The organism is Bradyrhizobium sp. T-12, from assembly GCF_058314695.1.
This window is the reverse complement of sequence record NZ_JBZFQJ010000002.1, coordinates 775464-788489: the sequence shown is the minus strand read 5'-3', so window position 1 is coordinate 788489 and position 13026 is coordinate 775464. Positions and strand designations below refer to the sequence as shown.

Sequence of the window (13026 nt, the reverse complement as noted above, 5' to 3'; positions counted from 1 at the left end):
GCCGAGCAGCCGCGTGCCGGAGCCCGCTCACATAAAATGCTATATGTCCAGGTTTTGGCGGCAATTGCTCTCGGCGGCATCGTCGGCTGGCGCTGGCCGCACCTGGCCACTAATGACTGGATCAAGGCGCTGGGCGAGGGCTTCATCAAGTTGATCAAGATGGTGATCGCTCCGATCGTCTTCTGCACCGTCGTCTCCGGCATCGCCCATATCCATGATGCCAAGAAGGTCGGACGCATCGGCGTGAAGGCGTTGGTCTATTTCGAGGTCGTCTCCACCTTCGCGCTCATCATCGGCCTCATCATCGGCAATGTCGTGAGGCCGGGCGCGGGCTTCGGCAGTGCGGCGGCCAACGCGCAGGCGGTCGCCAACTACGCCAAGCAGGCCGAAGGCCAGAAGTCGGTCGACTTCATCCTGCACATCATTCCCGACACCGTGGTCGGCGCCTTCGCGCAAGGCGAGATCCTGCAAGTGCTGCTGTTCTCCGTCCTGTTCGGCTTCGCTATCCTGGGGCTCGGCGAACGCGGCCATTTGATCCGCAGCTTCATCGATGATGCCGCGCATGCGGTGTTCGGCGTGATCTCGATCGTAATGCGCGCGGCGCCGGTCGGCGCCTTCGGCGCGATGGCCTACACGATCGGCAAGTTCGGGACCGGCGCGATCCTCAATTTGATGGGCCTGATCGCGACCTTCTACGTCACTGCGGCCCTATTCGTGCTCCTGGTGCTCGGCATTATCGCGCGCCTTGCCGGCTTCTCGATCTTCAAGTTCCTCGCCTACATCAAGGACGAGCTGCTGATCGTGCTCGGCACCTCGTCCTCGGAGAGCGCGCTGCCGTCCTTGATGGAGAAGCTGGAACGTCTCGGCTGCTCAAAATCGGTGGTCGGCCTCGTGGTGCCCACGGGTTATTCGTTCAATCTCGACGGCACCAACATCTACATGACGCTAGCGACGCTCTTTATCTCGCAGGCGCTCGGCTACGATCTGACGTTCAGCCAGCAACTCACGATCCTGCTCGTGGCGATGCTGACCTCGAAGGGGGCCTCTGGCATCGCCGGTGCAGGCTTCATCACGCTGGCGGCGACGCTCGCGGTCGTAGATCCACGGCTCGTGCCGGGCATGGCCATCGTGCTGGGCATAGACAAGTTCATGAGCGAATGCCGCGCGTTGACCAACCTCTGTGGCAACGGCGTGGCCTGCGTGATCGTTGCCTCGTCCGAGGGCGAGCTCGACCGAGAGACCTTTAATGCGGCTCTGAGCTATTAGTTGCAGCCGTTATGGCCGTCATCTCGCACCCTGTCATGGCGCGGCGGCCTGCACGGTGCACAAGTTGGTATGAACATAGGTCTTGAAACCGAGCACCGGAGCCGTTCACTCGGCAGTATGTCAACGGCCATTGATGCCATCTTTGTAAGTGACGTGCCATCGTGGTGTCGCACATCAACTTAGAGAGGGCAGGGCATCGGGTCCCCACCTAAGTTTGAATGACCATAATCATCGCGAGTGCGGGTGGCCCCGTACGCCCGGCAGCACGCGGCCAGACCCCAGGCGCCACCATCGGACGGTGATTGCGCGTGTGTTGTATTTAAATGACCTTTTCGCTGGCCTCTGGAGGCCAACTATCCATTAGCCAAATATAGCCCATCATTGAAATCGATTGTACAGCCGAGGGTGGGCCGCGCAATAGTAAGCAGCAGCTCGGTGCGAGCTCGCAAATAGAGATCCCTCAATGAATATTAGGGCGCAGAACGCTACCGGAAACACGATTGTTGATACGCTCCTATTTGCCTACTGCTTGGCCAGATCTCACCGATTGTGGACGCTCTATCCAACCATAGGGTTGCCTGTCTCGCCTCCGATCGCGTGCTCTCGGGTAGCCGCACCGTTTCCTCGACCTCGCAATTTCCACTTGTGAACGCGGCTCTGAGCCAAAGGCTACTTACCCCGGTCAATGATCCGCCAGAGCCTCGCAACAGAGCTGCCATTGCCCTCTCAACGTTGTTACTCGTTACTCGACGAGTGCCCTTATTGAGCAACCCGCCAGCACCTCCCAGGCTCCTGGTTCCACCGGTTAACACACATCGCAACGAAAAGGATAAGGACAGATGCTAGAGTCGTTACCTACACTGGAAATACACCAGAAGATCGTTTCTCATCTTCGGGTCACATGCCCGGTTATCTTGGACATTGGATGCAATGATGGTAGCGACACACAGCGATTTCTTGAGCTGTGTCCAGACGCCAGCGTATACTGCTTTGAACCTGACCCTCGCGCAATAGCTCGCTTCAAGGAGAATAAGCGTCTGGCTCGACCCAACGTGGCGCTCATGCAGCTCGCCATCAGTGATCGAAACGGTACCATCGAGTTTCATCCGAGCAATGGGGACGGAGATGCGAGGGGGTGGGACTTATCGGGCTCCATACGTAGACCCAAAAATCACCTTTCAGAATATGATTGGGTTCGCTTTGATGACTCGATTCTGGTCGAGACCCAGCGACTGGATGACTGGAGCGGCGAAGCTGGTCTCAGCGGCCCTGTTGATCTAATCTGGATGGATGTTCAAGGAGCTGAGTCGGACGTAATCGCTGGCGGTCAGAAAACCCTGGGCAGAACACGGTTCATCTACACCGAGTATAGTGACCGCGAACTGTACGAAGGCCAGCTTTCACTGCGCTCCATCCTTGACCTCCTTCCCGCGTTCGAAGTGGTTACTCTGTATCCGCGAGAGATTGAGGGCGACGTTCTGCTTAGAAACAAGGTGCTCCGGTCTGTTTGAGGAAAGCCACGCTCGGCAGAGTGGATGACCGACATGCGCGGTTCGCGGGCTTGTTTGTACCGCAGCACTCCTATCGCGGGGCCGACGATGAAGTGGCAAGTTGCCGAAGCTTTGTTTGCATACCGCCTAGGGTGGCTCGTTGGCTATCCAAAGCGCGCCAGGATACGGCTCAGACAATTCCCAGCCCGGAGGCATGCATGGGCAGATCGCAGGTGGCGCATAGATCGATGCGTTCCCGTGGGAGATGCTCCGCCAGTGGCCGGCGGGCTGGCTTGCGGCGCTCGAACGATGGCACCGCCATCTTGTCCGCAGCCACCTGAGACCGGTCTGGACTGCCCAGCTTTTTCCTCCAGGCCAGCGAGCTGCAGCTCGAGCCAGTCCAGCAATGCGCCTCGCTCCGGAGGACTGTCCGAACTGCTCGTGCTGGAGCTTCTTGAGCGTGAGCTTCTCGATCTCTCGATCAGCTAGGTCCCCGCTTGCCTTCCGCCCCGCCGGCGAACCGGACTTACGTCCGCCGCGCAGGCTGTCTGCAGCGTCCGAACCGCTGATCGCGCAACCGATTTAACTCCATTGAGCGCGGCAACTCCAAGATGGTGGTCAACGACAACAGCGAGGCCGACAGCAATGGCATCATGTCGTGGGCTGATCAGAGCCGCCTAGCCTGGCACTAAATGGGGCCCGGCAAGCCTATGCAGAATGCGCATCGAAGACTTCAATGGCCAGCTGCGGGGCGAGCCGCTGTTTACGTCCCTGCCCAGGCCCGTGTCGTGCCTGGGTGCCGGCGGGCCGATTACAACGACGCGCGACCACACTCCCAGCTCGGATGGAAGACCCCGTTCGGGTTCGTCTTCACCTGCCGGGATCTGGCACTGCGCTATGCGAAGGCTCCGCGTCAGCTTGTCGCGCGGCGATCAGGATGGAAGGCAGCGTCAATCAAGGTGAGAGAGTTTCGCTGGGCTCGTGACGTAGGGAGGGCGTAGCCCGACCGGAGTTACGAGCCCAGCGTCGGCGCGATCCCGAGGAGGACCGCGCCGACTGGTGATCGCGGCCGGCGGGGTTATGCAAGTGGTTCTTCCGCCAAGAGGAATCACTCGCGTGCCCGGCCGACACATCACAGATCACCAGATGAGATGGGATGGTTGCCGCCCTCCCCAGACGGCATCGTAATGTGCCAAGAACGCAGTGTTTGAACCCCGAAGCGAAGAGGACGGCAAATTGATGGATACGGTGATCGGAGTGGATCTAGCCAAGAATGTGTTTCAGCTCCACGGGGCGTCAATGGCGGGACACTTGAAATTTCGAAAGAAACTGTCGCGGCTTCAGTTTCGGAAGTTCATGGCGGGCCACCCATCGGCAGTGGTGGTGATGGAAGCCTGTGGCAGCGCCCACTATTGGGCACGGGAGATGGTCAAGCTCGGCCATGAAGTGAAACTGATCGCTCCGCAATATGTGAAGCCTTTTGTGAAACGCCAAAAGAACGACGCGGCTGATGCCGAAGCAATCGTGATCGCGGCACAGCGCCCCGAGATGCGCTTCGTCGAGCCGAAATCGGAAGAACAGCAGGCCAGGGCAGTGCTCTTTCGGGCTCGGAAGCGCCTTGTTCATCAGCGCACCGATCTGGTGAATGCGCTGCGTTCTGTTCTCTACGAATTCGGCCATATCATCCCGCAAGGAATCGAACAACTTAAACGCATTGACGCAATCCTCGAAGATCCGAACAGCGATCTACCAGAACTGGTCCGCGAGGAATGTCGGAGTCTCATTGATCAGATCGCCTACAAGACGGAGCGGATCGATGCCAAGGCAGAGCAGCTCAAGAAGTTGGCGACGCGGACGGTCACGGCGCAGCGGCTGCAGACAATGCCGGGGGTCGGCCCGCTGACCGCACTCGCGATCGAGGCTTTCGCGCCCGACATGGCGGCCTTTCGACGTGGCCGAGACTTCGCGGCTTGGCTCGGCTTGGTCCCACGGCAACATTCCTCAGGGGGAAAGGAAAGGCTCGGACGCGTTTCGAAGGAAGGACAGGCGGACATTCGCCAGTTGCTCATCGTTGGGGCGATGTCGCGGCTGAACTGGCTCGGGCGCAAGTCGATCCCTAGCGGATCCTGGCTGGCGCAGATGCTGGCGAGGAAGCCGCGCATGCTTGTGGCGATCGCCTTGGCGAACAAGATGGCTCGGACGATTTGGGCCATGCTCACCCGGAAGGAGGATTATCGGAACCCAGCGCAGGCAGTGACGGCATGACTGCATGCAGCACGAAATAGCCTGACGTTGGCGAAGGGGGTGTGAGAAGGCGACGACCCGAATGGGCGCAACGATCGAACAGATCTGGATCAGGAAACCAGCTAGAGCCAAAGAGCCGACGTGCTCGGAGATGAGAATTGGACCTGGTCCGCGGATCACCATACCGGCCAGCGGCTTCTGAAAATGCCGTAAAGGAAGGCCTGACAGAAGACCGCACTCGATCACACGCCAAAGGGTCAGAAACTTCTTGCATTGCGGGCGGCAACCACAGAAGGCTCTACATGAAGTACCGTCAGACCGATAGCCCGCCAGTGGCGGCGGCCAAGGCGTCATTCAGTGCGTCGACCGCCTATCGGATCGAGAGAGATCCCCGATTTCCATCGCAAAGGAAGGCGCCCCGCGGCCGGCGACGACCGGACCCGTTGAGCGAGGTGTTCGAGACCGAGATCGTCCCGATCCTGAAGGCGGCACCTGGCTTACGCCCGGTGGCGGTGTTCGAGGAGATGCTACGGCGTCATCCGGATCTCGGCATCGGTATCCGTCGTACCCTGGAACGTCGGATCCGTGCATAGCGGGCGGTCCACGGCGAGGAGCAGGAGGTGATCTTCCGCCAAACCCACGAGCCTGGCCAACTCGGCCTCTCCGACTTCACAGACATGGACGAGTTGGGTGTGACGATCGCGGGTGCTCCGTTGGATCATCGTCTCTATCACTTCCGTTTGGCCTATTGCGGGTTCGAGCACGCCCACGTCGTGCTTGGCGGCGAGAGCTTCGTCGCCCTGGCGGAAGGCCTGCAGAATGCCCTCTGGTCGCTCGGTGGGGCGCCGCGGGAGCATCGGACCGACAGTCTGTCGGCCGCATTCTGCAATCTCAATCGTGATGCACGGGACGATCTGACGCAGCGATACGAGGCCCTTTGTGCCCATTACGGCATGCGGCCTTCCCGCAACAATCGAGGCGTCGCCCACGAGAATGGCTCGATCGAAGGGCCTCACGGTCATCTCAAGCGAGCAATCGCGGACGCCTTGCTGCTGCGCGGAACTGTCGACTTCGACGATCTTGCCACCTATCGCGGCTTCATCGACGAGATCGTCAGCCGCCGCAATGCCCGCAACGCCAAGCGGATCGATAGCGAGCGCGTGGTGTTGCAGGAGCTGCCCGATCGGCGCACCTCCGACTACGAAGAGGTGATCGTCCGCGTGACCTCGTCCGGCGGCTTCACCCTGCGCAAGGTGTTCTACACGGTGCCATCGCGCCTGATCGGTCACCGGCTGCGGGTGCGCCTTTACGACGATCGTCTCGACGTGTTCGTCGGGGGCACCCATCTCGTCACCTTGCCGCGTGGGCGGCCGCATCCCAATGGCAAGTACGACCAGGTCGTCGATTATCGGCACGTGATCCATTCCCTGCGGCGCAAGCCGATGGCACTTCTCAATCTGGTCTACCGGGATCGGCTGTTCCCGCGCGATGCCTACCGGAAGACCTTCGATCGCTTGCGCGAACGCTTGCCGGACAAAAAAGCCTGCCGGATCATGGTCGATCTCCTCGCGCTCGCTCATGAACGCGGCTGCGAGACCGAACTCGCCGATCAGCTCACCGCCGACCTCGAGGCCGGCCAACTGCCCGACATCAACCGGCTACGTGCTTACTTCGCCCCCGATCCCGCCAACCTGCCGAACGTCGTGGTGCAGCTCGTGCCGCTTGCGACCTACGAATGCCTCATCGGTACCGCCGAGACCGGAGGTGCCGCATGAGCGTAACGAACACGGTTGATGCCGCGCGCCTCAATCTGTTGCTCAATGAGCTCCGTCTGCCTGCCATCAAGGTGCTGTGGGCGCAATTTGCCGAACAGTCCGACAAGGAAGGCTGGCCGGCCGGCCGCTTCCTCGCGACCATCGCCGAGCACGAGATTGCCGAACGCGGCCGCCGTCGGACCGAACGACACCTTGTCGAAGCACGTTTGCCCACCGGAAAGACCTTCGACAGCTTCGACTTCGAAGCTGTGCCGATGATCTCAAAGGCGCAGGTGATGGCGCTCGCCGGTGACAGCTGGCTGGGCAAGGGCGCCAATTTGCTGTTGTTCGGCCCGCCCGGCGGCGGAAAGAGCCACTTGGCGGCAGCGATCGGCCTGGCCCTCATCGAGAACGGATGGCGCGTCCTCTTCACCCGGACCACCGATCTCGTGCAGAAGCTCCAGCTAGCGCGACGCGAGCTTAACCTCGAGGCGGCCATCAATCGTCTCGATCGCTTCGATCTCCTGATTCTTGATGATCTCGCTTACGTCACCAAGGATCAGGCCGAGACCAGCGTGCTGTTCGAGCTCATCAGCGCACGCTACGAGCGCCGCTCGATGCTGATCACCGCCAATCAGCCATTCGGCGAATGGAACAGGGTCTTCCCGGACCCCGCCATGACCTGGCCGCTATCGATCGCCTCGTTCATCACGCCACCATCGTCGAGATGAACGTCGAGAGCTATCGCAGACGGACCGCCCTCGAACGAAAACGCGGTCCCGGACGGCCGCCATCGCACGCGACATCCAAAACCGTCGCTGATTGACGCTGCGCGACAATCAGAGTTCAACAAAACTCTTGCGCGCGACAATCATCGCGGCAATCATCATCAGGCCGCGACACGCCTCGCCATCCTGATTGCCGCGCACTTCCTACCCAGATTGCCGCGCTACATCAGCTCCCGTCGCTACGACCCCAATCGGGAATCCAACAGCCAGAGTGTACTCAGGGCTGGATAATCGTTGGGGGTCAGTCAAAGTCTACGGCTGCTGATGTAGTTCCAGAAGTTCCAAATGGGAGTCGCCAAGTTCCATGCCTTTGTCGGAACGAGCCGCCCGTCCAACAGTCAAGCACGGATGACGCCAGACTGGGGACAGACGCCGGCACTGTCGTCCCCGGAATGTCTACTGAAGGAGCAACAACGGCTCACATCTAGGGCCAAGTAATCTCACCCCACGCGCCAAATTGCTACCTCTCGGTAACATGGCATGATCCAATCCGTCGGGCAGGAATGACAAATTGGGGTTCGCTTGCTGGCTGTGGGCCCATCCGGTTTGGACCGTGCAAACCACAGCCACGGCAATCGAGGACGACGAACCGTCCGTGATGACGACTACCGCATCCTGCTCGCATCTCGACAAAAGCTCGACAAGTTCACAAACCTTCATCTTCCTAACCAACTTCTCGCCATCTAACCTCCTACTACAACAGCTTCTGTCTCTCTTTGACATTTCGCATTGCTCGGCTGACTGATCCGCCCTCAGTCGGTCGTCACTCTCCTGTTAAATACAGAGCCCACCTCGAGGTCATCGGACCTCGCCACCTTGCGAGGCACCACCACTCGCTCGTTCAGCGCCCGGAAAGCCCGCCGAATGAGCAGACCTGGAGTACTCACCCGCGCCGCCTGGGACAACCATGCTTCGAACACTTGATGTGCCCGCTCGACTGCACTAGGTGCAGCCGAGCGGGCATCCGCTTCACAGGCGCTCGACCTGGCGCCGCAGCGCCTGTCCAGAGAGGATCATGGGCTTCAGCCCACCGAAAGGTTTATCACTCTTATCCTAAGAGGTTCATGGGCCGCCTCCCGCCATAAGTTCGGACCGGAGAATAGTCGCCGTGTTCAAGGCCGCAACAAGCGGGAGATCGCCAAAGGCCACTTGGCAGAGAAGATAGTTAGCTCCCGCTTGCTCCAGGTGATCAATAAGGACACTTCGCACAGAAGCGGCGGTTCCGACAACGCACAATTCACTTTCAATTGCTGCTTCGAAGGTTGGCGGAAGGTTCGGAGGGGCAGGTACCCCGCTGAGATCATAAAGGACCCTAAAGCTCGTGAGCCATCTGTCGTAAGCCGCTGCAGCTAGCGAATACGCATGAGCTTCCGAAGTGTCTGCTACAATCATGCGAAGCAAACCGACAAGCGGAGCCCCTCCGCGCCAATTGCACGCGCGGTACGCGTCAGTCGATTTCCGAACCATAGAGGCCGGGCCAATGCTCGCGATATTGGCACCGATCTCAGCGGCCGCTCGCGCAGAGCCGGGCTGGCTCACGGGAATCCAGGTCGGTGGATGGGGACGCTGATAAGGCGTAATTGCTAACGGCACTTCGTGGAGGCGATAATGCTGACCTTCGTAGGACAAGGTCCCGCCTCGCATCGCTCTGGTCAAGATCTCCATTCCTTCGGAATACAGCTCGCGAGCGCTCTCTGCGCTAACCCCGAAGTACCCCAATTCAATCGGTAGAGAGCCCCACCCGATACCGAGCTCAAGACGACCGCCGCTCAAATGATCCAGCATGCATGCCTCTTCATAGGCCCGAAGGGGGTGCTGAAGGCTTAGCAGCATGACCATCGGCCCGATGCGGAGCTGCTTCGTACGCTGCGCAACGCTCGACAGAAATACGTTAGGCGAGGGCGATCGCCCGTGCGGTGTGCAATGGTGCTCGGCAAGATGGTACGCGTGGTATCCCAACCGGTCACACGCTTCGGCCAACACCAGTCGATCGTTATACTGCTGCGATAAGTCGAGACCGTCTTCGTCCAAGTGGTCAAAGATTCCAAGCCGTATTCGACGTGATACATTTGTCACGTTAGTCCTCCCGATTTGACGAAATCGTTCTCATTAATCAGATCAGCCCCCCAGCAATGCCACTGACCACAGATAAACAGGTGTCCATCTGCTCCGCCGCACCTATTGAGATTCTTATGAAGCCCCCAAGGTCCCCCTCGGGAAACACCGCAACGTTCACATTCTTCCTCTCTAAGGCTTGCTGCCACCATCTACCGTCGTACCCAAGCGGTACGCGAGCCAATACAAAGTTTGCATGTGATGGCAGGACATAGAATCCAAGCGCCGACAGCGCCACCATAGTTCTCTCCCTTTCCTGAACAATGCATTCAATGCACTGATCGTAGGCATTACGATGCTCGAGGATGCTGACGCCAACGGACTGGCTAATCACGCTCATGTTGAAAGGGTTCTGTATGCTACGCAGTCTTGCAATCACCCGCGGGTTACCGAGGCCAAAGCCGATGCGAAGGCCCGCTGCAGCGTAACTCTTCGAAAACGTCCTTAGCAGCAGAAGATTCTGATATCGGTCGATCAGACCCAGTGCATTGTCTGGAGCAAAGTCGACATACGCCTCATCGAGCACGATAAGCTGATCCGTTTCAGCGACCAGTCGCTCAATTTCCGCGATCTGAACGAATGTCCCTGTTGGGTTATTTGGGTTGGCGAGCACGATGAACTTTGCGTCTCCTGCCGCCTGCCGAACACTTTGGCTCGCCGGCAGAGCATTGTGATCGGCCCAATCAACTTCAAGCAAGCGCGCTCCGTTCACCGCCGCCAATTTATGATTGAACGAAAAGCCGGGCGACAACATTCCGACAGTATCGCCAGCGGCAAGAAACCCCCGGTAAATAAGTGCGAGAATCTCCGATGAGCCATTTCCTGCGATCACCTGCTCGACAGAGACCCCATAGGCTCGCGCGGCCGCTGATCGTAAGCCGCCGCTGTCCTCCTCCGGATACCTATTGTGGGTTCCAATCGCGGCAAACGCAGCCCGCATGACTACGTCAGGCATCGGGAACGGGTTTTCGTTCCTGTTGAGGTTCACGCATGGCAGCGAGTACGCAGCGATCCCGGCGGATCTGCCTTCCGCGAGACTCCTGTCTGCCATAGCATGTCGATGAAGGTATTCCTCGTCACCTGACATCCAGATCCTCCTCTATGCAGCCCGACATCCGCCTGCTGCCGCAGGTCGCGCTGCTTTCCCTATCTCTGTTGCGGACCAGCCGCACCTCACCTCTTGGTTTGTTCAAAGCCGGTCACAGTGCCCCACATTGGGCTCTATGGGTTCGGTTGAAGACACTCGAGGCTGTCACACAGCAAGGCGTCAAAATGCAGCCCTAACCGACAGCATCTAGCGCGATCGCCATAGCCATTGCTTACCAATCGAGCTCACTCGGCACGCCTGTGCGCTTCCACCTTTTCCGTGTACAACCTGACCCTGCGGTCGATTCAAGTGGTTTATCCCAAGGCCGCTCCTGCAGACCGACATTAATCAGCTGGAAGCACACACAATCCGAACCAATAATGCCGCCGTTCACAGATCACTCCTTTCGCCACAGGGCCGCCAAAAGCAAACCGCCTGCCCCCCGGCCTGTTCAAATGACCTGTTGAGCCTCTGCCGCTGAATGCCGCACCGATCAGAAACAGCCCGGTGCCACACCGCACATTGGCTCCGGATATTACCGATCTCCCTTGTTGCACCCGTGAACCTCCTCCGAATTGATGGACACCTGTAGTAGGCTCGAAGAGCCAGGAGGTGTCGGATGGAAGGACGTCAGCGTCGGTCGCTTACGGACGACTACAAGCGGCAAGCGGTTGATCTCGTAACATCGAGTTGGCGCTCGATCGGATCTGTTGCCAAGGAGCTTGGCTTGCGAGAGTCCGTGCTGCGGCGGTGGGTGGAGCAGCGAGGGGTTCGGCTGCAGCCGACGGCGGCGGCGCGGCGCCCCACGACGCGGGCGACGCTGCCGTCGGCGGACCACGCGGCAGAGATCGCGCGTTTGCAGCGAGAGAACGAGCGGCTGCGCATTATGCCTGGCGCTCGCGCCCGGGGAGCCGACGATCTGCTGCCAATCGTGACCTCGTCGACGACATCAGGCGGGTCCACCGCGACACCCGCGGGCGTTATGGCAGCCCGCGTATCCATGCCGAGTTGAAGGATCAGGGCCGCGGGGCGAGCCGTGGTCGCATCGAGCGGTTGATGCGGCGTCACGGCAGCAGGGCCATCATGGCGCGGCCACGTCGGGTGCGGACCACCGACAGCCGCCACGACCTGCCGATCGCCCCCAATCTGCTCGACCGCAACTTCATCGCCACTGCGCCGAACCGGATCTGGCTGGCCGATATCACCTACATCGAGACCGATCAGGGCTGGCTCTATCTGGCTGCCGTCATGGATCTGTACAGCCGCAGGATTGTCGGCTAGGCGATGGCGGATCATTTGCGCGCCGAGCTGGCCTTGGCGGCGTTGCGGATGGCGATCGCGGCGCGGCGGCCAAGTGCCGGCCTGATCCACCATTCCGATCGCGGCGTTCAAGGCGGATTCAAGCGGTCGTCGCAACACAGATTGTGTTCACTCACGATAGCAACTCGTCAAGGGCCTCTGCCGGCGTTTTCTAACCCAGGGTTTTTCTCGGTCGAGCATTGAGGGCCGCGGCCACAGCGGCGATCTCGTCGGCGCTGTGGCCGCTCAGGTCGGTGCCTTTCGGGAAGTACTGACGCAGCAGCCCATTTGTGTTCTCGTTGGTGCCACGCTGCCATGGGCTTTGCGGATCGCAGAAGTAGATTTGGACACCCGCGTCGATCTTAAGACGATCGTGCTGAGCCATTTCAGCTCCCTGATCCCAGGTCAGCGAACGACGCAGCTCTTCGGGCAAGCTGATGATGGTGCGCGTAATCGCGCCGCGCACCGCTTCAGCTCCGTGCCCTGCGAGAGCAGGCCCATTCTTCATGCGCGGAGCTTCGCCATGCCCCGCAACCCGGGGAAGATGCAGCAGCATCGTGAAGCGCGTCGTACGCTCAACCAGCGTGCCGATCACCGAGCTGCCAAGACCAAGGATGAGGTCTCCCTCCCAGTGACCGGCACCGCGCGATCGGCCGCTTCGGCGGGGCGTTGTCGCTTAAACTCGCTCCTCTAGGCGGGGGCACCTGAGAGCTTCTCCGTGCCCGGGCCGAGGAGCCTGCGTTTTTTCAAGTCTCCGGTCCTACGCGCCCCAGGTCCGTCTCCGTTCTGCCTCATAGCAGCCAAACCCCTTTGTAAGGAGCCGCGCCGACGTGACGGATTTGAATACAAGCTAAGGGACCACGTTGCATATGCCAGGCCGCATCTATACTCCCGAAGACCTCTTAATGCTCGGACGTCTTCTTGATGAGGCCGTCGTTGCGCTCCCCGATTGCATGCGAACTCCTGCGAATCGCACAGCACTC

8 protein-coding genes and 5 pseudogenes are annotated in these 13026 nt (G+C 59.9%); 9 read left to right on the top strand and 4 right to left on the bottom strand.

Annotated elements, in window-relative coordinates; genetic code table 11:
• Positions 1–36: 36 nt before the first annotated feature.
• A complete protein-coding gene (gene dctA, locus AC0WRY_RS37990) occupies positions 37–1266 on the top strand; it encodes a C4-dicarboxylate transporter DctA (protein WP_206733223.1) in 1230 nt (409 codons plus the stop codon).
• An 839-nt stretch (positions 1267–2105) separates the two neighbouring features.
• A complete protein-coding gene (locus tag AC0WRY_RS37985; RefSeq protein ID WP_128929894.1) occupies positions 2106–2777 on the top strand; it encodes an FkbM family methyltransferase in 672 nt (223 codons plus the stop codon).
• Between the two features lie 169 nt (positions 2778–2946).
• Here AC0WRY_RS37985 and AC0WRY_RS37980 read toward each other — a convergent pair whose 3' ends face one another.
• Positions 2947–3117, bottom strand: coding sequence for a transposase domain-containing protein (locus tag AC0WRY_RS37980; RefSeq protein ID WP_476727273.1), 171 nt, complete (start codon positions 3115–3117; stop codon positions 2947–2949).
• Between the two features lie 232 nt (positions 3118–3349).
• Between AC0WRY_RS37980 and AC0WRY_RS37975 the strand changes: the two are divergent.
• The 4 genes and pseudogenes from AC0WRY_RS37975 to istB form a co-directional block, all read left to right on the top strand.
• Positions 3350–3664: pseudogene (locus tag AC0WRY_RS37975) on the top strand (integrase core domain-containing protein); the annotation flags it as partial.
• A gap of 331 nt (positions 3665–3995) precedes the next feature.
• Positions 3996–5021, top strand: a complete 1026-nt coding sequence (locus tag AC0WRY_RS37970; RefSeq protein ID WP_164934317.1) for an IS110 family RNA-guided transposase — start codon at positions 3996–3998, stop codon at positions 5019–5021.
• 281 nt (positions 5022–5302) lie between these two features.
• A pseudogene (istA, locus tag AC0WRY_RS37965) lies at positions 5303–6775 on the top strand (IS21 family transposase).
• Positions 6772–7656 (top strand): annotated as a pseudogene (gene istB, locus AC0WRY_RS37960) (IS21-like element helper ATPase IstB); the annotation flags it as partial. The pseudogenes istA and istB, both read left to right, overlap by 4 nt.
• Positions 7657–8604: 948 nt before the next feature.
• On the opposite strand, the gene AC0WRY_RS37955 reads toward istB, so the two are convergent.
• Both AC0WRY_RS37955 and hisC read right to left on the bottom strand, forming a co-directional pair.
• Positions 8605–9618 carry an LLM class flavin-dependent oxidoreductase gene (locus AC0WRY_RS37955; RefSeq protein ID WP_128955129.1) on the bottom strand — a complete coding sequence of 338 codons (1014 nt, stop codon included), beginning with the start codon at positions 9616–9618 and terminating at the stop codon, positions 8605–8607.
• Positions 9619–9655: 37 nt separating this feature from the next.
• A complete protein-coding gene (gene hisC / locus AC0WRY_RS37950; RefSeq protein ID WP_232995662.1) occupies positions 9656–10708 on the bottom strand; it encodes a histidinol-phosphate transaminase in 1053 nt (350 codons plus the stop codon).
• Between the two features lie 655 nt (positions 10709–11363).
• Between hisC and AC0WRY_RS37945 the strand changes: the two genes are divergently transcribed.
• From AC0WRY_RS37945 to AC0WRY_RS37935, 3 genes and pseudogenes are all read left to right on the top strand, one after another.
• Positions 11364–11756 (top strand): transposase, encoded by a 393-nt coding sequence (locus AC0WRY_RS37945; protein ID WP_128929899.1) that lies wholly within the window; start codon positions 11364–11366, stop codon positions 11754–11756.
• Positions 11690–11830 (top strand): annotated as a pseudogene (locus AC0WRY_RS37940) (IS3 family transposase); the annotation flags it as partial. The gene AC0WRY_RS37945 and the pseudogene AC0WRY_RS37940, both read left to right, overlap by 67 nt.
• Entirely contained in the window at positions 11828–12025 is a 198-nt protein-coding gene (locus AC0WRY_RS37935) for a DDE-type integrase/transposase/recombinase (RefSeq protein WP_167506288.1), read from the top strand. The pseudogene AC0WRY_RS37940 and the gene AC0WRY_RS37935, both read left to right, overlap by 3 nt.
• A gap of 151 nt (positions 12026–12176) precedes the next feature.
• Here AC0WRY_RS37935 and AC0WRY_RS37930 read toward each other — a convergent pair.
• Positions 12177–12715, bottom strand: a pseudogene (locus AC0WRY_RS37930) (IS30 family transposase); the annotation flags it as partial.
• Positions 12716–13026 lie beyond the last annotated feature (311 nt).